This is a genomic window from Niveibacterium sp. 24ML (genome assembly GCF_026586805.1).
Classification (GTDB): domain Bacteria; phylum Pseudomonadota; class Gammaproteobacteria; order Burkholderiales; family Rhodocyclaceae; genus Niveibacterium.
In genome coordinates this window covers 64008-87298 of sequence record NZ_JAPFHA010000011.1, presented here as the reverse complement: position 1 = coordinate 87298, position 23291 = coordinate 64008, and the positions used below count along the sequence as shown (strand labels likewise).

Annotated in this window: 20 protein-coding genes; 14 read left to right on the top strand and 6 right to left on the bottom strand. The window is 64.0% G+C overall.

Annotation, left to right across the window (positions count from 1 at the left end):
* Positions 1 to 57 precede the first annotated feature (57 nt).
* Complete coding sequence (locus OPU71_RS11270) at positions 58 to 456, top strand: host attachment protein (RefSeq protein ID WP_324256058.1); 399 nt, start codon at positions 58 to 60, stop codon at positions 454 to 456.
* On the opposite strand, the gene thpR is transcribed toward OPU71_RS11270, so the two are convergent.
* Genes thpR through ispD form a run of 3 tightly spaced genes read right to left on the bottom strand, consistent with a single transcriptional unit; the run spans position 434 to position 2194 of the window.
* Positions 434 to 1006 carry an RNA 2',3'-cyclic phosphodiesterase gene (gene thpR / locus OPU71_RS11265; RefSeq protein ID WP_267728071.1) on the bottom strand — a complete coding sequence of 191 codons (573 nt, stop codon included), beginning with the start codon at positions 1004 to 1006 and terminating at the stop codon, positions 434 to 436. The two genes, OPU71_RS11270 and thpR, sit on opposite strands and share 23 nt — an antisense overlap.
* The gene (gene ispF, locus OPU71_RS11260; RefSeq protein ID WP_267728070.1) at positions 996 to 1484 is read right to left on the bottom strand and encodes a 2-C-methyl-D-erythritol 2,4-cyclodiphosphate synthase; all 489 of its coding nucleotides are present in this window, start codon (positions 1482 to 1484) and stop codon (positions 996 to 998) included. The genes thpR and ispF overlap by 11 nt, the downstream gene beginning before the upstream one ends.
* Positions 1481 to 2194, bottom strand: a complete 714-nt coding sequence (gene ispD, locus OPU71_RS11255; RefSeq protein ID WP_267728069.1) for a 2-C-methyl-D-erythritol 4-phosphate cytidylyltransferase — start codon at positions 2192 to 2194, stop codon at positions 1481 to 1483. The genes ispF and ispD overlap by 4 nt, the downstream gene beginning before the upstream one ends.
* A gap of 77 nt (positions 2195 to 2271) precedes the next feature.
* On the opposite strand from ispD, the gene OPU71_RS11250 reads away from it, so the two are divergent.
* The 12 genes from OPU71_RS11250 to serB all read left to right on the top strand — a co-directional run bounded on the left by OPU71_RS11250 (position 2272) and on the right by serB (position 16267).
* On the top strand, positions 2272 to 3537 hold the full coding sequence (locus OPU71_RS11250) for an MgtC/SapB family protein (RefSeq protein WP_267728068.1): 1266 nt from the start codon (positions 2272 to 2274) through the stop codon (positions 3535 to 3537).
* Between the two features lie 59 nt (positions 3538 to 3596).
* The gene (gene amrB, locus OPU71_RS11245) at positions 3597 to 4421 is read left to right on the top strand and encodes an AmmeMemoRadiSam system protein B (RefSeq protein WP_267728067.1); all 825 of its coding nucleotides are present in this window, start codon (positions 3597 to 3599) and stop codon (positions 4419 to 4421) included.
* Entirely contained in the window at positions 4411 to 4953 is a 543-nt protein-coding gene (gene amrA / locus OPU71_RS11240; protein ID WP_267728066.1) for an AmmeMemoRadiSam system protein A, read from the top strand. Before amrB ends, amrA begins: the two co-directional genes overlap by 11 nt.
* Positions 4943 to 6043: an AmmeMemoRadiSam system radical SAM enzyme gene (amrS, locus tag OPU71_RS11235; RefSeq protein ID WP_267728065.1), complete on the top strand. Its 1101-nt coding sequence runs from the start codon at positions 4943 to 4945 to the stop codon at positions 6041 to 6043. The genes amrA and amrS overlap by 11 nt, the downstream gene beginning before the upstream one ends.
* Positions 6044 to 6074: 31 nt before the next feature.
* A complete protein-coding gene (locus tag OPU71_RS11230) occupies positions 6075 to 6755 on the top strand; it encodes an alpha/beta hydrolase (RefSeq protein ID WP_267728064.1) in 681 nt (226 codons plus the stop codon).
* Positions 6756 to 6863: 108 nt separating this feature from the next.
* A complete protein-coding gene (locus tag OPU71_RS11225) occupies positions 6864 to 7439 on the top strand; it encodes a putative metalloprotease CJM1_0395 family protein (RefSeq protein WP_267728063.1) in 576 nt (191 codons plus the stop codon).
* Between the two features lie 76 nt (positions 7440 to 7515).
* Positions 7516 to 10950, top strand: coding sequence for a transcription-repair coupling factor (gene mfd / locus OPU71_RS11220; RefSeq protein WP_267728062.1), 3435 nt, complete (start codon positions 7516 to 7518; stop codon positions 10948 to 10950).
* 125 nt (positions 10951 to 11075) lie between these two features.
* A complete protein-coding gene (gene rquA, locus OPU71_RS11215) occupies positions 11076 to 11795 on the top strand; it encodes a rhodoquinone biosynthesis methyltransferase RquA (protein ID WP_267728061.1) in 720 nt (239 codons plus the stop codon).
* A gap of 128 nt (positions 11796 to 11923) precedes the next feature.
* Positions 11924 to 13234 carry an HD-GYP domain-containing protein gene (locus OPU71_RS11210; protein WP_267728060.1) on the top strand — a complete coding sequence of 437 codons (1311 nt, stop codon included), beginning with the start codon at positions 11924 to 11926 and terminating at the stop codon, positions 13232 to 13234.
* A gap of 54 nt (positions 13235 to 13288) precedes the next feature.
* Positions 13289 to 14227 (top strand): acyltransferase, encoded by a 939-nt coding sequence (locus OPU71_RS11205; protein ID WP_267728059.1) that lies wholly within the window; start codon positions 13289 to 13291, stop codon positions 14225 to 14227.
* Between the two features lie 127 nt (positions 14228 to 14354).
* Positions 14355 to 15428 carry a 3-deoxy-7-phosphoheptulonate synthase gene (locus OPU71_RS11200; RefSeq protein ID WP_267728058.1) on the top strand — a complete coding sequence of 358 codons (1074 nt, stop codon included), beginning with the start codon at positions 14355 to 14357 and terminating at the stop codon, positions 15426 to 15428.
* Entirely contained in the window at positions 15425 to 16267 is an 843-nt protein-coding gene (gene serB, locus OPU71_RS11195) for a phosphoserine phosphatase SerB (RefSeq protein ID WP_267728057.1), read from the top strand. The genes OPU71_RS11200 and serB overlap by 4 nt, the downstream gene beginning before the upstream one ends.
* 48 nt (positions 16268 to 16315) lie before the next feature.
* On the opposite strand, the gene clpB is transcribed toward serB, so the two are convergent.
* A complete protein-coding gene (gene clpB / locus OPU71_RS11190; RefSeq protein ID WP_267728056.1) occupies positions 16316 to 18898 on the bottom strand; it encodes an ATP-dependent chaperone ClpB in 2583 nt (860 codons plus the stop codon).
* Positions 18899 to 19066: 168 nt separating this feature from the next.
* Between clpB and OPU71_RS11185 the strand changes: the two genes are divergently transcribed.
* Complete coding sequence (locus OPU71_RS11185; RefSeq protein WP_267728055.1) at positions 19067 to 19567, top strand: phasin family protein; 501 nt, start codon at positions 19067 to 19069, stop codon at positions 19565 to 19567.
* Positions 19568 to 19571: 4 nt separating this feature from the next.
* On the opposite strand, the gene OPU71_RS11180 is transcribed toward OPU71_RS11185, so the two are convergent.
* Both OPU71_RS11180 and OPU71_RS11175 read right to left on the bottom strand, forming a co-directional pair.
* Positions 19572 to 21416, bottom strand: a complete 1845-nt coding sequence (locus OPU71_RS11180; protein WP_267728054.1) for a sensor domain-containing diguanylate cyclase — start codon at positions 21414 to 21416, stop codon at positions 19572 to 19574.
* A complete protein-coding gene (locus tag OPU71_RS11175; RefSeq protein WP_267728053.1) occupies positions 21413 to 23248 on the bottom strand; it encodes a GGDEF domain-containing protein in 1836 nt (611 codons plus the stop codon). The genes OPU71_RS11180 and OPU71_RS11175 overlap by 4 nt, the downstream gene beginning before the upstream one ends.
* Positions 23249 to 23291 lie beyond the last annotated feature (43 nt).

Below are 23291 nucleotides of genomic sequence, written 5' to 3'. Positions count from 1 at the left end.
TCGTGCCGATTCGCACGGGTCTGACACCTGAGGAGGATTGTTATGTCGATTACATGGGTGCTCGTTGCCAACGCCCGTTCTGCCGCGCTTTACGAAAACCAGGGACCGAACAAAGGTTTGACTTTAGTCAAACAGATCGAGCCCGAGGCGGATGGCTTGGTCGAGGATCTGTCGATCGGCGCGATGGATCGAAGTGCGTGGCACGGGCCTGGAGACCTTCGACGAAACAGGGCGAAAGGCTTTGCGCACCGGCTCGCGGGCGAGCTTCGCAGCGGCCGCAATCGAAACAGCTTTGCGCGCGCGGTGTTGGTGGCGCCGCCGACCTTCATGGGGCTGCTCAACGCCGAACTCGATACACCCACCGCGCAGAAGGTCAGCGGGCGACTTGAAAAGGACTACACCCGCAACACGACCAGTGACCTGTGCGGGAAGCTCAGTGACTGTCTCTGCGCCTGATTGACGCCGACTCCTCACCCCCTGCGAGCGGCCAGCGCGCGATCAATTCATAGCGCGCACCGCTCGCTTCTTTTGCCGCTCTCGCCAACACGAACTCATTGCACTGCCAGCGCAGGGTCTGCTCGAGCGTGGCGGCAGCCGCCGCCTTTGCGCCGCGCAGCAAGGTAATGTGAGGCACCGTCAGCGCGGGGGCCTCCACGATGCCTTCAAGCGCCTCGCGCAGCCGCGCCAACAGTGAGGCCAATCCGGCCGCCGGGTCGCCCAGGCCGGCCCAGACAATGCGGTTATGCGGCCAGTAGTTCAGGCCAGCAGTCTCAAGCGGGAAACCCGGATGTGTGACGCGGCTCGCGCAGGCCAGTACTGCATCAAGTTGATCCGCGTCGAGCCGACCGAGGAAAGACAAGGTGCAGTGAAGCGAGCCCGTCGGCATTGCACGACCACCCACCTGCGCAAGCGCGGCATCACGGGTCAGTGCAAGGGCGTCGGCCACCCATGGGAGCGGCCATACGGCGAAGAAGACGCGCTGCGAATCGCCCGTCTCAGGGCTCACGACGAACCAGCAGCGCCACGGCCTCGGCGGCAATGCCTTCGCCCCGCCCGGTGAAGCCCAGCCGCTCGGTGGTTTTGCCCTTGAGGTTGACCGCGGCTTCGGCCACGCAGAGGTCTTGCGCGATGTTGGCGACCATCGCTTCGACGTAGGGCAGCACTTTGGGCGCCTGGGCGATGATGGTTGCGTCGATATTGCCCACCCGCCAGCCGGCTGCATGCACCGCTGCAACTGCCTCGCGCAGCAAGACACGGCTGTCCGCGCCGGCGTAGCGCCCATCAGTGTCGGGGAAATGCCTGCCGATGTCGCCCAGCCCTGCGCCGCCGAGCACGGCATCGGTGATCGCGTGCAGCAGCACATCGGCGTCGGAATGGCCCAGAAGGCCGCGATCAAACGGAATCGTGACGCCGCCCATGATGAGCTTGCGCCCGGGCACCAGTGCGTGGACGTCAAAGCCCTGTCCGATACGGTAGGGAATCATGCGTTTTCCTTGACTTGCGACCCCAGCAAGCGCGCGGCCATCGCGAGGTCTTGCGGAAAGGTCAATTTGAAATTGGTGGCGTCCGATTCGATCAGCCGGGGCTTAAGGCCAATGGCCTCGATGGCGCCGGCTTCATCGGTCACATCCGGGTGCGCCGCCAGCGCGGCACGAAGCATCCCGATCCTGAACATCTGCGGTGTCTGTGCCTGCCACAAACCCGCACGGGGAATAGTCTGCGCGACGCGGCCGTCAGCGCCGATGCGCTTGAGGGTATCGGCGACCGGCATGGCGAGCAGGCCACCGACCGGGTCATCGGCCAGGGTCTCGATCATTGCCGACACTTGTGCACTTGAAATGCACGCCCGCGCGGCATCGTGCACCAGCACCCAGCTGTCTGCCGAGGCGCTTTCAACAATTCGCGCAAGCCCGTTTGCCACGCTCGCGGCCCGTGAAGGGCCGCCCACCCGCAGAACTTTCAGGCGCGGATCGGCCGGCCAGACAAACTGATCCCAGTGTTCGTCTTCGGGCGAGAGCACCACCCAGACCGAGGCAAGGGCGGACACGCCCAGCAGTGCATCGATGGTGTGGCGGATCACCGGGCGGCCAAGCAGGTCGATGTACTGCTTGGGCTGTTCGTGGCCCATTCGGCTGCCGCTGCCAGCGGCGGGGATCAGCGCATGAAAGCGTTCGGGTGTGTGGATGGATGTCATGCCGCGATTTTAGCGTGGCGCGATGCCCCACCAGCCGCAACAAGTTTTATGCTCCGCCTTGCAAAGGGGGCATCGCGATGGAGTTCGCTCACACGCAGGTCTTGTCGAACATGCAGTTGCTGGTGATCAGCGCAGGCATCGGCTTCCTGATCGGCCTGGAACGAGAACGCAATCCCGCGGCAAGGGCCGGCGTGCGTACCTTCACGCTGGTCGCACTGTTCGGTGCCCTGGCCACCTTCATGGGGCAACTGACCGCAGCGCCGTGGATCACGGCCGTTGGCCTGCTTGCAGTGGCCGCGATGATCATCGCGGCCCACCTGCGTCACCCCGATCCGCTCGACGCCGGCACCACGTCGGTGGTGGCCGTGCTGACGTGCTACCTGCTGGGTGCGATGGTTTGGCTGGGGCAGACACCGCTGGCGGTGATCGTGGCGGTTGCGGTCACGGCACTGCTCTATTTCAAGACCGAGCTTTCGGGTATCGCCAGTCGCCTCACCCGCACCGAGTGGATCTCGATGCTGCAGTTCGCCACGCTCAGCCTGGTGGTGCTGCCGATACTGCCTGACAAGGGCTATGGCCCGTACGGCGCAATCAACCCCCACCAAGTGTGGTGGATGGTGGTGCTGATCTCGGGCGTGAGCCTGGCCGGCTATGCCGGTTTGCGGCTGTTCGGCGATCGCTATGGCACCTTGCTCGTCGGCTTGGCGGGGGGGCTTGTGTCGTCTACCGCCACCACCCTGATCTTTGCCCGCCATGCGCGCGGCGACATGCGCTTTGCGTCAACGGCGGGGCGGGTGATCCTGCTGGCCAACTTGGTGATGCTGGTCCGCCTGAGCCTGTTTGCCGCCGTGGTGGCGCCCTCTGCATTTATGCCGATCGCCACCAGCATGGCCGCCGGGCTGATTCCCGGCGCGCTGTTCCTGTTGCTTTCGTGGCGCCGCGATGCGAACACCGGCAGCTTGCCGCTGCCCCAGACGCGCAACCCGACCGAAGTGCGCGTTGCAATCGGCTTTGCCGTCATGTATGGCGCAGTGCTGCTGATCTCAACCTGGCTGACCGAAACCGTGGGGACCAGCGGCCTCTACGCCGTTGCACTTGCCTCGGGCCTGACCGATGTGGATGCGATCTCGCTGTCGAGTCTGCAACTGCAGGCATCGGGAAAACTCGCGCCTGCCGCTGCCGCCACCGCCGTCGTGCTGGCGGCCTTGTCCAACCTCGCCTTCAAGGCCGGCACAGCGCTGGTGATCGGTGGCCGGGAACTCGCCCGCCCGGTGGCCGCCGGGATGGGGCTGGTGGGCGGCGGCCTCGCATGCGCACTGGTCTTCCAGCAAAGCATGGGGTGATCGGCCCGCGGTTTCTATAATCAAAGAGCCCGCATCTCGCGACGCGTCAAGGAGCAGCGATGAATCAAGCCTGTATCCGCCAACCTGCCGTTGCCGGGGCCTTCTATCCCGGCGACGCGGCAAGCCTGAATGCAAACGTGGTCAGAATGCTCGGGCATGCCGCCGCGTCTGCACAGAAGGCACACGCAAGCTGCCCCAAATGCCTGATCGTGCCCCATGCCGGCTATGTGTACTCCGGCAACACGGCCGCACACGCCTACGCGCTTCTGAAGCCCTGGGCGCGGCAGATCCACCGTGTCGTGCTACTAGGGCCAAGTCACCGCGTGCCGCTGCATGGCATCGCGCTGCCGGATGTCGATGCCTTCGCCACGCCGCTGGGTTTGATCCCGCTCGATCAGGACGCAATCGCCCTGGTACGCACGATGCCCGGCATCTGCGTTTATGACGCGGCCCATGCGGCCGAGCACAGCCTCGAAGTGCAGCTGCCTTTCCTGCAAACGGTGCTGACGCAATTCACGCTGGTGCCGCTTTCTGTCGGCCACGCCGATGCGCAAACCGTGGCCGCTGTGATCAGCCAGCTATGGGGCGGGCCGGAGACACTGATCGTGCTCAGCACCGATCTCTCCCACTTCCACGCCTACCGTGAAGCGCAGGAACTTGATCACGACACGGTGGCGAACATCCTTGCACTTGCGCCCACCGTTACGCCTGAACAGGCTTGCGGCGCCTACCCCCTGAACGGCCTGCTCAAGGCGGCAGAGCGGCACCACCTGAGCACCGAACTGCTCGACCACTGCAATTCGGGCGACACCGCAGGCGACCACCGGCGGGTGGTCGGATACTGCGCGGTCGCCTTGTACGAGACCCCGGGCCATGTCGTCTGAGCCAGGCAAGACCTTGCTGGCGATTGCGCGCCATGCCATTGCACAGCGCCTGGGGGACGATGCGCCCGCACCTGATGCAGCCGCGTTCCAGAAGCCCGGCGCAAGCTTTGTCACCCTCACGCGATCAGGCCGCCTGCGCGGCTGCATCGGATCATTGAGCCCCACCCGCAGTCTGTGCGACGACGTCAAGGCCAACGCGCTGGCAGCCGCCTTCAAGGACCCGCGCTTCCCGCCGCTCGGCGCGCTGGAATGGCCAGACGTCAAGATCGAGGTGTCGGTGCTTGGCGCCACCGAATGGCGCAACTGCCCCAGTCTTGCTGACGCAATTGCGTGGCTGCGCCCGCATCGTGATGGCGCCATTCTGGAAGACGGGGGCCGTCGCGCAACCTTCCTGCCGCAAGTGTGGGAATCGCTTCCCGACCCGAACGACTTCCTCGCCGAACTCCGGCGCAAGGCAGGCATGCGCAGCGACACATGGCCCGAGACCATGAAAGTCGGCCGTTACCCGGTCTTGAAGTACCGTGAAACCTGAGTTCAGCGCGCCGGCACAGGACTATCCGGCACGCTGGTGGCATTGGCTGGACGATGGCCGCATCCAGTGCGATCTGTGCCCGCGCGAGTGCAGGCTGCATGCCGATCAGCGTGGCGCCTGCTTTGTTCGCGAGCGCCGTGGCAACACGATGGTGCTGAGCACCTACGGGCGCAGTTCCGGCTTCTGCATTGATCCGATCGAGAAGAAACCGCTCAACCATTTCTACCCTGGCAGCAGCGTGCTTTCCTTCGGCACGGCGGGCTGCAACCTGGCCTGCAAGTTCTGCCAGAACTGGGATATCTCCAAGTCGCGCGATATGGATCGGCTGATGGATCAGGCGCCGCCGCAGGCCATTGCCGAAGCCGCCGTGCGCCATGGCGCAGCAAGCGTCGCCTTCACGTACAACGATCCGGTGATCTTTGCCGAGTACGCCATCGACACCGCTGCGGCCTGCCACGAACGCGGCGTGCGCACCGTCGCGGTGACCGCCGGCTACATTTCGCCACCCGCACGGCGTGAGTTCTATGCCGGCATGGACGCGGCGAACGTCGACCTCAAGGCCTTTTCCGACGACTTCTACATCAAACTCACCGGCGGGCGGCTCGCGCCGGTGCTCGATACCCTGAGCTGGCTGCGGCACGAATCTCAGGTTTGGCTTGAAATCACGACCTTGCTGATCCCCGGTGCGAACGACAGCACCGAGGAAGTTGCCGCCATGAGCCAGTGGATCTACCGCGAGCTGGGGCCAGATGTCCCGCTGCATTTCACCGCCTTCCACCCCGACTACAAGCTGCGAGACCGGGCGGCCACCCCCGCGGCCACACTGACGCGCTCACGGCAGATCGCGCGCGACGCCGGCCTGCGCCACGTCTACACCGGCAATATTCACGACGAAGCAGGCGGAACAACCTATTGTTCCGCCTGTGGCGTGCCGTTAATCATTCGAGACTGGTACAACATTCGCGCCTACCGGCTTGATGAAGCCGGCGCGTGCCAGCACTGCGGCCATCGGCTTGCCGGGCATTTCGGCAAGTTCGGCACACCCTTCGGGGCAAGGCGGATTCCGATACGGCTCGGTGAGCGCGTTTGAAGCAAAGAACCAAAGAGAGCCTGCCGGCGTCATGCCTCGCTACATACATCGCCATACCGACTTGAGCATCCCCGCCCGCAATGCGTGGCTGGCCGCCCTGCTCTCGCACATCCCGGACGCCAAAGCCCTGGTGGTGCTGTTTTGCCCGGCACCCGCCGCGAACCGCAGTTCGCGCGAGTTCGTCTTTGCCAGCAGCTTTCAGGCCGAAGGCTATGCAACCCTGATTCTCGAAGGCTTGACCAGCTACGAAGAAAAGCGCGACCCCGACTCACGTTTTGATGTGCCCAAGCTCGCCGAACGGCTTGGCGCTGCACTCGAATGGGTGGCCCATCAACCGCTGCTGGCACAGCTGGGGGTGGCGATCTGCGCCTCGGGCACTGCGGCTGCGGCCATGGTGAAGGCGCCGGTGGCCGACGATACCTGCCTGTTTGCCATGGTCAGCCGGGCCGGCCGCCTCGACCTTGCAGGTGCTGCCCCGTTGCGGCGTAATCGCGTGCCGCTGCTGGCCATTGCCGGCGGCGCCGACGACGCGACACGCGGCCCGGCAACCCAGGCCTATGCCTTGATCGACGGCCCCAAGGCCTGGCAGGAAATCAGCAACGCCAGCGACCGATTCATCGAACCCGGCGCGCTCGACGCTGCGGCCAATGCAAGTCTGCAATGGATCGAACGCTGGCGCCCGGCGACGCTCGATTTGTCCGGCACCGGCTGAGTCCCCGCTTCGCACCCCAGCAAGCCGGCCGCCAGGCCGGCCTGAAACCCGGTCGTACCCTCGCCGCACAAGGCTTTCAGGGCTAGGCTTCCATGCAGGAGGCCCGCGATGCTCGGTGGCGTCGACGCGAGTTTTGTCAGCCAGACTTTCTCCGCCAAGGGGGCGGAATGGGCAAGCTCGCGCCAAAGACCAGCAGCCGCAGGCGGTAGCGCCAATGCCGCCGAGCGCGATCCGGAGGTCCAGCGCAAGATCGAGCAGTTCAAGGCGCGCGATGCCGAAGTGCGCGCCCATGAAGCGGCGCATGTGGCGGCGGGCGGCAATCTGGTGCAGGGCGGTGCGAGCTTCACCTACGTCACCGGGCCCGATGGCAAGCGCTACGCCAGCGGCGGCGAAGTCTCCATCGATGTCTCCAAGGGCCGCGATGCGCGCGAGACCTTGAGCAAGGCGGATCAGATCCGCCGCGCTGCACTCGCGCCCGCTGACCCGTCACCGCAGGACTACCAGGTTGCCGCCCAGGCCGCCCGCATGGCGCTGGAGGCCTCGGCCGAACTGGCCACCCAGGCGCGCGAAAAGGCGAACGCCGGCGATGGCCGCGCTAGTTCCAGCAGCGCGCTTGCCGCCTACCGCGATGCAGCCGACGCCTTCAGCGGATTTGTCGGTGGCTTGATCAGCGCCCGCGCCTGACCTCCGCTGCCCCGCCACGGCAGGCGCACGACGGTGGCGCGTATAATCGCGGCCCTCGCTCCCCTGCTACGCACCAATGACCCAGCCGCTCCCGCTACGTCTGTCCGCCATCGACGCAAGCCCGTTTCCAGCCGCTGGCCGGCGGCTTGATTTGCCGCGTTTGCACGGCTCGGCCGATGCGTTGGCGCTGGCCCAGCTGGCAGGCACCCACCCGCTGGTGGTGATCACCGCCAATCCGCTCGACGCGCAACGCCTGCGCGACGAAATCGCGTGGTTTGCGCCGGGTGTGCGGGTGCATCTGCTGCCAGACTGGGAAACCCTGCCCTACGACGCCTTCTCCCCACACCAGGATCTGGTGTCGGAGCGGCTCGCGACGCTCTACGCGATCCAGCGCGGCGAGGCGGACATCACGCTGGTGCCAGCCTCCACCGCGCTGTACCGGCTTTGCCCGCCCTCCTTTCTGGCTGCGCACACCTTCTTCATCAAGCAGGGCGACAAGCTCGATGCCGATGCATTGCGCAAGCAGATGGTGGTGGCGGGCTACGAGCATGTGACCCAGGTGGTGCGGCCGGGCGAGTTCTCGGTGCGCGGCGGCCTGATCGACCTGTTCCCGATGGGCTCGGCCCTTCCCTTCCGCATCGAACTGTTCGACGAAGACGTCGACACGATCCGCACCTTCGACCCGGACTCGCAGCGCACGGTGTATCCGACCAAGGAAATCCGTCTGCTGCCGGCGCGCGAGTTTCCGCTCGACGAGAAGGCGCGCGCAGCCTTCCGCGCCCGCTTCCGCGAAGTGTTCGAGGGCGACCCCTCGCGCAGCCCGATCTACAAGGATGTGTCGAACGGCCTCGCGCCCGCCGGTATCGAGTACTACCTGCCGTTGTTCTTCGAGAACACCGCTACGGTGCTCGACTACCTGCCCGACAACGCGGCGCTCACGCTGCATGGCAAGGTGCCGGCGGCGATCGACGACTTCTGGCGCGAGACCAACAGCCGCTTCAAGCTGATGGCGGGCGACCCGGCGCGGCCGCTGCTGCCGCCCGCGCAGTTGTTTTTGTCCGCCGAGCAGTTCTTCGTTTCGGCCGGCGAACGCCCGCGCATCGTCGTTGGCGAGAAATCGGACGTCGACGCCAGCAAGCCGCTGCCGGATCTGGCGGTTGAACGCCGTGCGGCCGACCCGCTGCACCGCCTCAAGCACTTCACCGAAAGCTTCGACGGCCGTGTGCTGGTCGTCGCCGAATCCGCCGGCCGCCAGCAAACCTTGCTGGAGTACTTCGCCGAGTACGGTTTGAAGGCCAGCGCAACGGCTGATCTGGCCGGCTTCGTCGCCTCGGATGCGCCGCTTGGCGTGCTCTACGGCCTGCTAGGCAGCGGCTTCATCCTGCCGCAAGCCAAGCTGGCAATCGTGACCGAGAACGAGCTGTACGTGACGCAGGCTCGCACCCGCTCACGCCGCGACAACCGCAAGGCCGCGACGATGGAAGGCTGGCTGCGCGACCTCTCGGAGCTGCGCGCGGGCGACCCGGTGGTGCACGTCTCGCACGGCATCGGCCGCTACCTTGGGCTGGTACACCTCGACCTTGGCGAGGGCGAAACCGAGTTCCTGCATCTTGAGTACAACGGCGGCGACAAGCTCTACGTGCCGGTGTCGCAGCTGCATGTGATCAGCCGCTATGCCGGCGCCGACCCCGAGAACGTCGACCTGCACCGGCTCGGCAGCGGCCAGTGGGAGAAAGCCAAGCGCAAGGCCGCCCAGCAGGTGCGCGACACCGCAGCCGAGCTGCTGGCGCTCTACGCCAAGCGCGCGGCGCGCGAAGGTCACCGTTTCGATTTCAAGCAACACGATCTGGAAGCCTTCGCCGAAGGCTTTGGCTTCGAAGAAACGCCGGACCAGCTCGCGGCGATCGAGGCTGTGGTGGCAGACATGCGATCCGGCCGGCCGATGGATCGCCTGGTGTGCGGTGATGTGGGCTTCGGCAAAACCGAAGTCGCGTTGCGCGCCGCCTTCATCGCAGTGGCCGATGGCAAACAGGTAGCGGTGCTCGCGCCCACCACCCTGCTCACCGAACAGCACTACCAGACCTTTGCCGACCGCTTCGCTGACTGGCCAGTCAAGGTGGCCGAGCTCTCGCGCTTCCGCAGCCAGAAGGAACAGGCCGAGGCGCTGAAGTTGCTGTCAGAAGGCAAGGTGGACATCCTCATCGGCACCCACCGCCTGCTGCAGAAAGACGTCGAATTCAAGCGACTCGGGCTGGTGATCATCGACGAAGAGCACCGTTTTGGCGTGCGCCAGAAAGAGGCGCTCAAGACCTTGCGGGCGGAAGTGGACATCCTCACGCTCACCGCCACGCCGATCCCCCGCACCTTGGGCCTGGCGATGGAAGGCCTGCGCGAGTTCTCGGTGATTGCCACCGCGCCGCAGAAGCGCTTGGCGATCAAGACCTTCGTGCAGAAGCACTCGAAGGGCGTGGTGCGCGAAGCCGTGCTGCGGGAGTTCAAGCGCGGCGGGCAGGTGTACTTCTTGCACAACGAAGTCGACACGATCGAGAACATCCGCCAGGAACTGACCGAGATGCTGCCAGAGGCGCGCATCGTGGTCGGCCACGGCCAGTTGCCGGAGCGCGAACTCGAACGCGTGATGCGCGATTTCACCGCACAGCGCGCCAACCTGCTGTTGTGCACCACGATCATCGAAACCGGCATCAACATCCCCACCGCCAACACGATCATCATCCACCGCGCCGATCGCTTCGGCCTTGCGCAGTTGCACCAGCTGCGCGGCCGCGTCGGGCGCTCGCACCACCAGGCTTACGCCTACCTGCTGACCGATCCGCACGCCAAGCCCACGCCGCATGCGCAGAAGCGGCTCGAAGCCATTTCGATGATGGAAGAACTCGGCTCGGGCTTCTACCTCGCAATGCACGACCTTGAAATCCGCGGTGCCGGCGAGGTGCTGGGCGAAAACCAGAGCGGCGAGATCCAGCAGATCGGCTTCTCGCTCTACAGCGAAATGCTCAAGCGTGCGGTGAAAGACCTGCAGAACGGCAAAGAGCCGGATCTGTCACAACCGCTCGACGTGACCTCTGAAATCAACCTGCACGCACCGGCATTGCTGACCAGCGACTACTGCAGCGACATCGGCGAGCGACTCACGCTCTACAAGCGCATGGCCAACGCCGAGGCGGCCGATGATTTGCAGGCGATCCAGGAAGAGTTGATCGACCGCTTCGGCGAGTTGCCACCGCAAACCCAGACCCTGCTCGATACCCACCGGCTGCGCATTGCCGCCAAGCCGCTGGGCATCATCAAGATCGACGCGTCGGAGACGCGCATCAACCTGCAGTTCGTGCCCAATCCGCCGATCGAACCGATCCGCATCATCCAGCTGATCCAGAAGAACCGCAGCTACAAGCTCGCCGGGCAGGACAAACTGACCGTGACAGCGGTCACCGAGACGCTGAAGGATCGCGTATTGAAGGTGCGTGAGGTGCTCAAGGCTCTGGCCGCCTGAAGGGCGTTCAGGCGCCAGACCGCAGGCCCCCGTTTGCTTGCCATGGCCGCTGCTTTGCCATGGCGCAAGCGCGACGAAGGAGTCCGGTGATAAGGTTCGGATTTCCCCAACCGCCCCCGAAAACGATGACCGAAGAAGCCATCGCTGCACAGCAAAGGCAGGCCGCAAAGCCGGCCCAACCAGGTATTCCGGACTACATGAACGAAGTGTACGACTGGGCCTATGTCGATCCGCGCTGGGTGCGCCGGCTCGACTGCAACGCCGTCGTCACCACTTTGCTCTTTGGCAACGCCCGCCGCCTGATGAACGCCTACCTGGCCAAGATTCATCCCGGCATGAAGGTTTGGCAGGTCGCCCACGTCTATGGCGATCTGGTTCAGCAAGTGGCCGCGAAAGTGGGCCCCTCCGGGCATTTCGATCTGACCGACGTGACGCCGATCCAGGTTGCCCAGGCGAAGAAGAAACTTGCTGGCACCGCACATGCGCGTGTGATCGAGCACGACGCGGCCACTTGGTCCGGCGGTGCCGACTACGACCTGGTTTGCAGTTTCTTCCTCCTGCACGAGGTACCCGACGATCTCAAGCGAGCGATCGTCGATCGCATGCTCACGCGCGTCGCGCCGGGCGGAAAACTGCTCTTCGTTGATTATCACCGCCCTGCCCTGCTGCACCCGGTTGGCTGGCTACTGCGTGTCGTTAACCACTACCTGGAACCGTTCGCCAACACCCTGTGGCGGATGGAGATCAGCGAGTTAGCCAGCAAGGCCAAGGAATTCAGCTGGCGCAAGCGCACCGTCTTCGGCGGCGTCTATCAGATCGTCGAAGCAGAGCGGATCGTGCCCTGAAGCTTGCGTGAGCCATTTCGCCGGTGCGACGCCGATGGTGCCGGCGAATTGTTGCTGCAGCGATGCCACACCCCTCAAGCATGTGAGCGGCAAGCCGTAAACAGGGGCAGGAGGATCACCACATCGTCATGTCGGAACCCGACTCCCATTACGTATCCCCCGAGCAGCTGAGAACCGGGCTTTTCGTTCACCTCGATCTGGGGTGGATGGATCATCCCTTCTCGTTCTCATCGTTCAAGATTCGCAATGACACGCAGCTTGCCCAGCTGCGCGCGCTTGGCTTGGCCCGCATTCGTTACTCGCCTGAGCGCAGCGACTGCGAGCCTTTGCCCAAGCCTGCGGAAAACGCCGTGGTGATCCCGCTCCACCCGGAGGCGCCCCCTGTACGCGACGAATCGTACGAAGACCCGGCGATTGCAGAAAAGCGCGCACGCGCCCAGCGCCTGAAGGCGCGAAGGGCCCTGTTTTCGCGCTGCGAACGCGAATTCCAGAAAACAACCCAGGCAGTCAAGCTGCTCAACCAGAACCTGAGCGCACGCCCGGACTGGGCGCGCGAAGAAGCCAAGGCCATGGTCGGGCAGCTGGTTGACTGCTTGAGTGCGGACGGCGATGTCGCGATCAACCTGATGGCAGACCGCATCGGCGCCGACGATGTCTACGTTCACTCCCTCAATGTGGCGGTGCTCTCGCTGATGCTGGCGCGTGAGCAAGGAATGGGGCACGACGAACTGGTCAGCCTGGGCCTGGGGGCCTTGATGCACGACATCGGAAAGATGGATGTGCCACCCAAGGTGCTGATGAAGCAGGATGCACTGACCAGCGCCGAGAACGCACTCCTCAAGGAACACGTGAGCTTTGGCGTGAAGAGCGCCGCACGGATTGGCCTGGCGCCTGACGTTCTGGCGGTGATTGCGCAGCATCATGAGCATGTGGACGGCAGCGGCTACCCGCGTGGTCTGACTGGCGACAAAATTTCGCTGCTCGCAAAGATCGTCGCCATCGCCAACACCTACGACAACCTGTGCAACCCGCAAAACCCCGCGCGGGGCATGACGCCGCACGAGGCGCTTGCGCTGATGTACGCGCAGCATCGCAACCGCTTCGAAGTGGCCCCTCTGAACACCTTCATTCGCTGTCTGGGCGTGTATCCGCCAGGTACGATCGTTGTACTCAACAACGACAATTTCGGACTGGTGGTTTCGGTGAACTCAAGCCGTCCGCTCAAGCCGGAAATCGTGCTCTACGACCCTGCGATTCCAAAGGAAGAGGCGATCATCCTCAGCCTTGAGAACGAGCCAGAGATCCAGATCGCACGCACCTTGCGGCCGGCACAGCTACCGCGCAGCATCTTTGACTACCTCTCACCGCGCAAGCGTGTGGCCTACTACTTTGAGGCGCATTCGTCCGACGACGGCAGTGCGGAAGGAAAGGCGGCCTGAGCGCCGATCCCGATCAAACGCGGGCGGGCGCAATTCCCGTAGAATCGGCCGCCTATGAGCCGACACATTCACCCCGCAAACACATCGCCCCTTCACCGCTTGCTTGCCGGCATCAAGGGCTGCCTCAACAGCATCATCATTGCGCTGAACACCATCATCATGTTCAGCATGATGATTCCCTTCGCGCTGCTCAAGGCAGCGCTTCGCGTCGCGCCGGTCAGGCGATTCGCCGATCGCTGCCTCAATGCGCTGGCAACCACCTGGGTGCGCATCAACGGTTGGTGGATCAGCGCGTCGCAGGATATCCGCTGGGATGTGGAAGGCATCGCATCGCTTGAGCCGCGCGGCTGGTACCTGGTGAGCAGCAACCACCAAAGCTGGGTGGATATTCTGGTGCTGCAGAAGGTGTTCATCGGCCATATCCCCTTCCTGAAGTTCTTTCTGAAACGCGAGCTGATCTACGTGCCGGTCATCGGCTTAGCCTGGTGGGCACTGGACTTCCCCTTCATGCAGCGCAAGGGCGGCATGAAGAGCGGCAAGACCGATCTCGCAACCACCCGCAAAGCCTGCGAGCGCTTCAAACTGATCCCGACCTCGGTGATGAACTTCCTCGAAGGCACCCGCTTCACCGACGCGAAGCACAAGACGCAGCGCTCGCCGTACAAGCATCTGCTCAAGCCCCGCGTCGGCGGCCTTTCGACTGCATTGGCCACGATGGGCGAAACCTTCGACTGCCTGCTCGATGTCACCATCGTTTATCCGCAAGGGGTTCCCACGTTCTGGGAGATCCTGGCGGGCGAAGTGCGGGAGGTCATCGTTCGCGTCCGCCAGGTCGAGATCCCCGCAGCGATGCTTGGCGGAGACTATGAGCGCGACGCCGCCTACCGCAGCAGTATCCAGGCCTGGGTCGGCGAGATGTGGGCATTCAAGGATGCACAAATCGGTCAGTTACTGGCCGATTCAGACGCCCGTAACGCGCCGCACAAGGGCTGATCGCGCCCGCCTGCCCGGTTAGTGCGGCTGACCGCACACCAACCGGGCCAGCACAAGGCTTCCTGCGCGCGACCCGGCCCTGCCGGATCGCGTAAAATCCTGCCTCCGCAGATCCGGACACACCGCCATGATTGCGCAAACCGAAAACCTCAACATCGCCGGGCTCGATCCGATGCCCTCGCCGGCCAACATCAAGGCGCTCGTGCCGCTTACCGAGAAGGCCGCGTCGACCGTGGTCGATGGTCGCCGCACGCTGATGCGCATTCTCGATCGCGAAGACCCGCGGCTGGTCGTGGTGGTGGGCCCCTGCTCCATCCATGATCCGCTCGCCGGCATCGACTATGCCAAGCGCCTCAAAGCGCTGGCCGACGAGGTGGCCGATACGCTCTACATCGTGATGCGTGTTTACTTCGAAAAGCCCCGTACGACCACTGGCTGGAAGGGCTTCATCAACGATCCGCACATGAACGATTCCTTCAACATCGTTGAAGGCATGCAGCGCGGCCGCCAGTTTCTGCGCGACGTGGCGGAACTGGGTCTGCCCGCGGCAACCGAGGCGCTCGACCCGATCGCGCCGCAGTACTACGGCGATCTGATCAGCTGGACAGCAATCGGCGCGCGCACATCCGAATCCCAGACCCACCGCGAGATGGCCTCGGGCCTGTCTACACCGGTGGGTTTCAAGAACGGCACCGACGGCTCCCTGGATGCAGCCATCAACGGCATTCTTTCCGCCGCGGCGCCGCACAGCTTTCTGGGCATGAACGAACGCGGCGAGGCGTCCATCATTCGAACCGGCGGTAACAAGTACGGCCATGTCGTGCTGCGGGGCGGTGGCGGGCGGCCGAACTACGACAGCGTTTCAATCAAGCTCGCGGAGCAGGCACTGGCAAAAGGTGGTCAGAAGCAGAATCTGATGGTCGATTGCTCGCATGCCAACTCCTGGAAGAAGCCCGAGTTTCAGCCCCTGGTGCTGCGCGATGTGGTGCACCAGATCCGCGAGGGCAACAGCTCCATCATCGGCGCCATGATCGAAAGCTTCATCGAAGCCGGCAACCAGGCGATTCCGAAGGACTTGGCCGAGTTGCGCTACGGCTGTTCGGTGACTGACGCTTGCGTGAGCTGGGAGACCACCGAAGAAATGTTGCGCCACGCCCGTGAGGTGCTGGCGCCCGTGATTTCTGCGCGAGGCCTTGGGTGAGTGAGTTTCTGGTCGTACAGGGGCGCGATATTGCTACCCCTGCACTCAAACGGATTGCTCACCTGACGGGCGCTGCCGGCATCGAGCAGATTCACACCGATGCGTTTCGCCTGCTCGGTGCGGCAAGGCATTCGGAACTGGCCGAGCACTGCGCCGCGGCGCAAGCGGACTTCGGATGGGTTCCTGCGGGCCGTCAGCTCGGCGATTACGGCCTCTTCGTCACCGACATGGATTCCACGCTGATCACGATCGAGTGCATCGACGAGATCGCAGACATGATCGGGGTCAAGCCGCAGGTGTCCGAAATCACCGAAGCAGCTATGCGCGGCGAGATCGATTTCGCCGAATCGCTGACGCGCCGGGTGAGCCTGCTTGCCGGGCTGGAAGAGTCTGCGCTGGATCGCGTCTACGCTGAGCGTCTGGCCCTGAACCCGGGCGCTGAAGCACTGATGAAGCGCCTGCAGGCTGCCGGCCTGCGTACCGTGCTGGTTTCCGGCGGTTTCACATTCTTTACCGATCGCCTGCGCACACGCCTCGGCTTCGATCACAGCTTTGCCAACGTGCTCGAAACCCATGGCGGGCGCCTGACCGGCCGGGTCGAAGGCCCGATCATCGACGCTGCTGCCAAGCGCAAGGCACTCGAAAGCCTGCGCGACCAGTACGGCATTGCACCAAGCGCCACGCTGGCAGCGGGCGACGGCGCCAACGATCTGGAAATGTTCTCGGCCGCAGGGCTGTCTTTTGCCTTCCGCGCAAAGCCGGTTGTCCGTGCGCAGGCCAGCTACGCGCTGGACTTTGCTGGCCTCGACGGCATCTTGCCTTTCGTCAGCGCCAACTGAAAAAGGCCCGGATCGCTCCGGGCCTTTTCGTTTCTGCCTGCGTTCTGCTCAGCTGGGCTTGCGGAAGGTGATCTTGCCGGCCTCGGCATCCACCACCACCGTATCCTTCGGGCCAAAGCGGCCTTCGAGAATCAGCTTGGCAAGCGGGTTCTCGATGTGCTCCTGGATTGCGCGCTTGAGCGGGCGCGCACCGAACACCGGGTCGAAGCCCGCTTTCGCCACATCGTCCAGAGCCGCATCCGATGTGGTCAAGCCAATCTCAAGCCGCGCGAGGCGCTTCTCGAGGTAGGCGAGCTGGATCTTCGCAATCGAGCGGATATGCGCGTTGGCCAGGGCATGGAAGACCACCACCTCGTCGATCCGGTTGATGAACTCGGGCCGGAAGTAGGTCTTGACCTCCTGCATCACCGCTTCCTTCACCGCCTCGTAGGTCTGCCCCGCCATCGCCTGGATCATCTGGCTGCCGAGGTTCGACGTCATGACGATCACGGTGTTCTTGAAGTCCACCGTGCGGCCCTGCCCGTCGGTCATGCGGCCGTCGTCCAGCACCTGCAGCAGTACGTTGAACACGTCCGGGTGCGCCTTTTCGACCTCATCGAACAGGATCACCGAGTACGGCTTGCGACGCACCTGCTCGGTGAGGTAGCCACCCTCCTCGTAGCCTACGTATCCCGGCGGCGCGCCGATCAGGCGTGCAACCGAGTGCTTCTCCATGAACTCGCTCATGTCGATGCGGATCAGGTGTTCCTCTGAATCGAACAGGAAGCCTGCCAGCGTTTTGCACAGCTCGGTCTTGCCGACGCCGGTCGGGCCGAGGAACAGGAAGGAGCCGTAAGGCCGGTTCTCTTCCGACAAACCGGCGCGCGAGCGGCGGATGGCGTCGGACACCCGTTGCACCGCCTCGTCCTGGCCAATCACTCGCTCGTGCAGCTTTGCCTCCATCTGCAGCAGCTTCTCGCGCTCGCCCTGCATCATCTTGCTGACCGGAATGCCGGTTGCGCGCGACACCACCTCGGCGATTTCTTCTGCCCCAACCTCGGTGCGCAAGAGCTTGTTCGGCGTAGCGTCGTTGCTGACGCCTTCGGAAGCCTTCAGCTGCGCCTCCAGCTTGGGCAACTCGCCGTATTGCAGTTCGCTCATCTTCTGCCAGTCGCCACGGCGCTTGGCGTCTTCCATCTGCACGCGCAGTTTGTCGATCGCCTCCTTGATGTGCTGGCTGCCGGCCACCTTGGCCTTCTCGGCTTTCCAGATCTCGTCGAGGTCGGCGTATTCCTTGTCCAGCCGCGCAATCTCTTCTTCGATCAGTCCGAAGCGGCGGATCGAGGCCTCATCCTTTTCCTTCTTCACCGCCTCGCGCTCAATCTTCAACTGGATCAGCCGGCGATCAAGCTTGTCCATCGACTCAGGCTTGGAGTCGATCTCCATCTTGATCCGTGCCGCGGCTTCGTCGATCAGGTCGATGGCCTTGTCAGGCAGGAAGCGGTCGGTGATGTAGCGGTGGGACAGCTCGGCAGCAGCAACGATCGCCGGGTCGGTGATGTTCACGCCGTGATGCAGCTCGTACTTCTCCTGCAGGCCGCGCAGGATCGCGATTGTCGATTCCACCGTAGGCTCGTCCACCAGCACCTTCTGGAAGCGGCGCTCAAGCGCGGCGTCTTTCTCGATGTACTTGCGGTATTCGTCCAGCGTGGTGGCGCCGATGCAGTGCAACTCGCCGCGCGCCAGCGCGGGCTTGAGCATGTTGCCGGCGTCGATCGCGCCTTCGGCCTTGCCCGCGCCCACCATGGTGTGGATCTCGTCGATGAAGACGATGATCTGCCCCTCTTCTTTGGCGATGTCGTTGAGCACCGCCTTCAGGCGCTCCTCAAACTCGCCGCGATACTTCGCGCCCGCAAGCAGGGCTGCCATGTCGAGCGACATCACGCGCTTGCCCTTGAGCGTTTCGGGCACTTCGCCATTCACGATGCGCTGCGCAAGCCCTTCCACGATCGCCGTTTTGCCCACGCCGGGCTCGCCGATCAGAACCGGGTTGTTCTTGGTGCGGCGTTGCAGAATCTGGATCGCGCGGCGGATCTCGTCGTCGCGGCCGATCACCGGATCCAGCTTGCCACTGCGGGCACGTTCGGTCAGATCAAGGCAGTACTTCTTTAACGATTCGCGCTGTGCTTCCGCGTCGGCCGACCCGACACTTGCGCCGCCACGGACCGCCTCGATAGCGGTTTCGAGCGCCTTGCGCTGCAGGCCGTATTCCTTGGCCATGCGGCCCGCTTCACCTTTGTCCTCGGTCAGCGCGAGCAGGAACATCTCGCTGGCGATGAACTGATCGCCGCGCTTCTGCGCTTCCTTGTCGGTGAGATTGAGCAGGTTGCCCAGATCACGGCCGATCTGCACCTCGCCACCACCGCCCTGAATCTTGGGCACGCGATCGAGTGCCTGTTCGAGCGCGCGCTTGAGCGGCGGCACATTGGCGCCGGCTCGTTGCAGTAGCGACACGGTGCTACCGTCGTCTTGATTGATCAGCGCCAGCAGCAAGTGCTGAGGCTCGATCGCCGGATTGTCGTTCCCCACCGCAATGCTCTGGGCATCGGCCAGGGCAGACTGGAACTTGGTCGTCAGCTTGTCGAAACGCATGATGGCATTCCTCCGATTGGTACTGTCTCGAAGATGGGGAGCGTGTCGAGGATTTCAATCAGGTGGCATCATCGCTTGACCACAATCAAGCGCCGAAAAGCATTTATTGCGGTGCAGCATTCGCGGTGCTAAGGTGAAGGCGTCCAACCAACCACACCGGGAGCGAACATGACGAACAAGGATATGGGCCTTCAGGCCATGCAGCAGCGCAATATGGAGCTGGCCTCACGCATGGCACAGATGTCGTTCGAGAACGCCCGCAAGATCATCGAGCTTCAGGTGAACCTGGCGCGTGAGCTTTTCGAAGACGGTCTGGCCAATGCCAAGGACACCACCGCTCTTACCGACCCGGCCGCGGCAATGGAAGCACGCACCCGCATGGCGCAGAAGACCGCTGAACGCATGATGGGTGCAACCCGTGAAATCGCCAGCATGACTGCCGAAGCGCAGGCGGAGATCGGCAAGATTGTTGGCCAGCAGCTGAGCGGCGGCACCGATATCACCGAGGCCATGCAACAGGCCTTCAAGGGCGCTGGCTTCAACCCGGCCGACGCGATGGCGGTGGCGCAAAACGCGTTTGACGCCGCGCGGGGCATGTACGAGCAGATCGCCAAGGTTTCGATGGGCGCCTTGAGCGGCGCCGCAGCACCGCGCAAGACCGGCAAGTAAGCCCTCAGGGCTGAACCGAACCGGGCCGGTCGAGCGCCGGCTCACACATCAGAACGCGCCGCTTGCCGGCGCGTTTTGCTCTGAGCAAGGCGCCGTCCGCCAGACTAAGCAAGGTTTCCTCGCGGCTGGCATGGGCCGGGTAGGCCGCCACACCGGCCGAGAAACCCAGCCCCGTCAGCACCTCGCCGCTCTCCAGCGCGAATTGGAGTTCAGCAAAGCAGGTCAGGATCGAGTCGATTCGCTCGCTTGCAATTGCAGCCTCGAGCCCCGGAAACACCACGCAGAATTCTTCACCGCCGTAGCGGCAGCAGTAGTCCGCCGCACGAGTGCAATCCTTAAGCAAGGCCGCCAGCCGGCGCAAGACTTCGTCGCCCAACGCATGCCCGTGACGATCGTTGACCTCCTTGAAGGCATCAACGTCGAGGATCACAAAGGAAAGCGCCGTACCGTCACGTTCGGCCCGCTCGATCTCGCGCGGCAGTACCTCGTTCAACAAGCGGCGATTGGACAGACCGGTCAGCGGGTCGGTCACCACCTGCTCCTGCAGCGCGCCTTGCAAAGACTGAATTTCCCCGAGGCGGTTGCGCAGGTTCTGGTTGAGCCGTTCAACGGTACTGCGCGCGGTTTCGGCCTCTTCGCGCTTGCGTCGCTGGAAGTCACGCTCTACCTGGCTGCGGTAAAGGTCGTAGCGGGCCTGCATCGAGAGCTTTTCTGCCCGCGCGGCCTGCTGCTGAGTGAGTTGGTAGCGATCGCGGTGACGGCGCTCGTAAGCGTAGGCACTGGCCCAATCTTCACGCGCCGCGAACAGCTCGGCTGCTTCCGAGAGCAGGCGCAGATAATTCGGATGCGAGCGAGTCAGCGCCGTATCGTTCTCGATTGCGCGCAAGGCGGTCAAGGCTTCTTCGAGGCGACCTTCGGCACGCAACTGGCAGAACTCACAGACCAGGCTCAGGGTCGCGAGTTGCGAAAAGAAATCTCGATCCGGCCCCGCCGTCGCGCGATCAAGCCATGCACGGGCTTCATCAGTGCGGCCCAACTGGTTGAGCGCCATGTTCATCACCAGGGCGTAGGAGCGCCGGTCATAAGGTGAATCCGCCTCCTCTGTCACCGTTTCCAGCAACGCGAGTGCGCCTTCCGGATCGCCCAGTTCAATTTTCGCTGAAGCGAGATTGGCGGCGAGGATCGTGTGACTGTCGGTCATCCCGATGCTCTGCGCAGCCTCGAGCGCCTCTTCGTAGAGCGACTGTGCGGTTGTAAAGTTGTACAGATCCGCCTGGGTTGCGCCCAGGTTCATCAGAGCGAACACCAGTTCCGGCCCCAACGGGCAGCGCCGCAGCATTTCGATGCTTTCGTATCGCATGCAGAAGCCTTCTTCGTCGCGCCCCTGCCGGATCAGCATGCCGCCCAGGGTGGAGCGGACCCAGGCGCGGTCTTGCTCGTAGACTTCGTTCGCGTCGGTTGCAAGCCAGATCCGCAAGGCTTCATAGGCGCTCTCAACCCCCACCATCATCTGATCGCGCGCGCCGTGCAGGTTTGCCAAAGCGCGCCAGCGTTCGTCGCCGGCCAGCGCGAAGACGCCACTGAGTGCGCCCGAATACTGCGCGCCCGTCCGCACGACCTGTTGCTCAAACTGCTCCAGCGACAGCAGGATCAGGTCGAAGCGCGCGGTATCCACCGCTTCGCCGCGCCGCATGGAACGCTCCCGCGCCGTCTGCGCCAGGCCCCGCACCAGGGCGGGCCAGCCCATGCGCGCGCGCCAGAGTCGATCGGCGATGCTGCGCCAGTCGCCCTCAAGCGCGCTGATGCGATCTAGCCCGAAGGGCAGCGGCGCTTGGGCGTGCAGGCTCATGCTTGCCCCTCGCGCGGCAGCTCACTGGCCTGGACGATGCGGTTCCGGCCCGCACGCTTGGCCGCATAAAGCGCGGCGTCGGCGCGCGCAATCAGCTGTTCAACCGCGCGCGGGTGCTGGTGAATGTCGGCCGTCAGTTCCGCTATGCCGCCCGAGAAGCTGACCTTGAAATCGGGCGAGATCGCCAGAATTTCGGGCTTGTTTGAAAAGTCGGCGCGCAGGCTTTCAAGCAGGGCCATCGACCGATGGCGGTCGAAATTGGGCAGGACAACGCAGAACTCTTCGCCACCGAAACGCGCCACAACGATGCCACTTGCCTCCAGCGCCAGCAGGCTGCCACCCAGGGCCTTGAGGACCGTGTCGCCCACCTGGTGGCCAAAACTGTCGTTGACGCGTTTGAAGTGGTCGGCGTCGATCAGGCACAGGCAGAAATCGCTGCCATCACGGGCGCAACGTGCCAGTTCGGCGGGCAGGAGTTCCTGCAGGAAGCGGCGGTTGTACACGCCGGTCAGCGGGTCCCGGATCGCCTGCTCGCGCAAGCTGCCCTGGAGCGCTTCGATTTCGGCGACTCGCGCTTCAAGTTGCGCATTGAGCTCGGCAATCTCGGCGTGGGCGGCCTCCGCCTCATGCCGCATGCGAACTTCGAAATCACGATCCACCAGAGTCTTGTGAACCTCGTAGCGGGTGTGCAAGGACATGAAATCCGCGCGCTGGAACTCGCGGTTCATTTCGATCGCGTACATGTGATGCTGGCGCGCGTAGCGGTAGGCTTCGCGATAGTCGCCCACCAATTCCATGATCTGCGCCGCCTCAAGCAGAAACTGCAGCTCATAGCCGGGGTCTTCGATGTGCATCGGATCGGCTTCGGCCTTGCGCAAGGCCGCCACGGCCTCATCAGCGCGCCCTTCGCGACGCATTTGCCGCATCCATGCAATACGCAGGTAATGCTTGTTCTGAAGGTCCATGCATTCCGGGCCGAGCGCTTCAACCTGCTCAAGACAGGCGCGCGATTCTGCCAGCCGGCCCAAGGCGCAAAGCGCTTCGGCACGAATCGTCAGGAAGAAGGCGTACTCACGCAGGTCGTAGTCACGCTGCACATCCGGCGCGAGCGCTTCGAGGAACTGGCAGGCCTCGTTCGCCCGGCCCAACTGCAGCAGATTGTTCCCCAGATTGCCGGCGCACACGTTGACCACGGCAGTGAGCCCCTGGCGCTGGATCAACTCGAAGGCTTCGCGCAGATGCGGCTCCGCTGCGGCAAAGTTGCCAAAGCGCATGTACATCACGCCAATGTTGAGCGTGACCATCGCAAAGACCGGCGTTGGCGCAATCGCGCTCAGGTGTTCAAGCGCCTCGTACCAGGCGGACACGGCTTCGGCGTGGCAGCCCTCGTCGACATGTATCGCGCCATATGAATTGAGCAGCCGCCCCAGATCGGGCGGACCAAGCAGCCTCCGCGCGGCGGGCAGACTTGCTTCGACCAGCGCAATCGCGTCGCGTCGCCGTTCGAGATCCGCCAGGGCGTTCGCTTCGATGACGATGCAGCGCGCTGCGTTGCCCTCGTCGCCGATCGCACCCAGGGCGGCGTGGATGCGGCGCGCTTCGTCGGCCACTTCGGCCGGGTCATGCGCCATCCGCGAACGCACGGCCAGGCTGAGCAACTCCCCCAGCAAGGTTGCGTGGGCGTCACCGGCAATGCGCCCTGCCCGCTCGATCTGCAGTGCAAGATCGTGGGCTTCCTTAGGCTCGCGCAACAGCAAGGCCCATACGCGTTCGAACTGCGCGTGCAGTTCGGCGGGTACCTCGTGAATGGGCGCTGTATCGGATGCGGACATGGCCTGCCTGAAGGCGAGTTGATCCCCGATATTACGGCATACG

Coding starts and splice junctions, on each gene's coding strand:
- OPU71_RS11180 (WP_267728054.1), bottom strand. CDS start 21,416: ATGAGCCTGCACGCCCAAGCGCCGCTGCCCTTCGGGCTAGATCGCATC.
- ispD (WP_267728069.1), bottom strand. CDS start 2,194: ATGACATCCATCCACACACCCGAACGCTTTCATGCGCTGATCCCCGCC.
- amrA (WP_267728066.1), top strand. CDS start 4,411: ATGTCGTCTGAGCCAGGCAAGACCTTGCTGGCGATTGCGCGCCATGCC.
- OPU71_RS11205 (WP_267728059.1), top strand. CDS start 13,289: ATGAGCCGACACATTCACCCCGCAAACACATCGCCCCTTCACCGCTTG.
- OPU71_RS11175 (WP_267728053.1), bottom strand. CDS start 23,248: ATGTCCGCATCCGATACAGCGCCCATTCACGAGGTACCCGCCGAACTG.
- amrB (WP_267728067.1), top strand. CDS start 3,597: ATGAATCAAGCCTGTATCCGCCAACCTGCCGTTGCCGGGGCCTTCTAT.
- ispF (WP_267728070.1), bottom strand. CDS start 1,484: ATGATTCCCTACCGTATCGGACAGGGCTTTGACGTCCACGCACTGGTG.
- rquA (WP_267728061.1), top strand. CDS start 11,076: ATGACCGAAGAAGCCATCGCTGCACAGCAAAGGCAGGCCGCAAAGCCG.
- OPU71_RS11230 (WP_267728064.1), top strand. CDS start 6,075: ATGCCTCGCTACATACATCGCCATACCGACTTGAGCATCCCCGCCCGC.
- OPU71_RS11185 (WP_267728055.1), top strand. CDS start 19,067: ATGACGAACAAGGATATGGGCCTTCAGGCCATGCAGCAGCGCAATATG.
- clpB (WP_267728056.1), bottom strand. CDS start 18,898: ATGCGTTTCGACAAGCTGACGACCAAGTTCCAGTCTGCCCTGGCCGAT.
- OPU71_RS11200 (WP_267728058.1), top strand. CDS start 14,355: ATGATTGCGCAAACCGAAAACCTCAACATCGCCGGGCTCGATCCGATG.
- mfd (WP_267728062.1), top strand. CDS start 7,516: ATGACCCAGCCGCTCCCGCTACGTCTGTCCGCCATCGACGCAAGCCCG.
- OPU71_RS11250 (WP_267728068.1), top strand. CDS start 2,272: ATGGAGTTCGCTCACACGCAGGTCTTGTCGAACATGCAGTTGCTGGTG.
- OPU71_RS11225 (WP_267728063.1), top strand. CDS start 6,864: ATGCTCGGTGGCGTCGACGCGAGTTTTGTCAGCCAGACTTTCTCCGCC.
- OPU71_RS11210 (WP_267728060.1), top strand. CDS start 11,924: ATGTCGGAACCCGACTCCCATTACGTATCCCCCGAGCAGCTGAGAACC.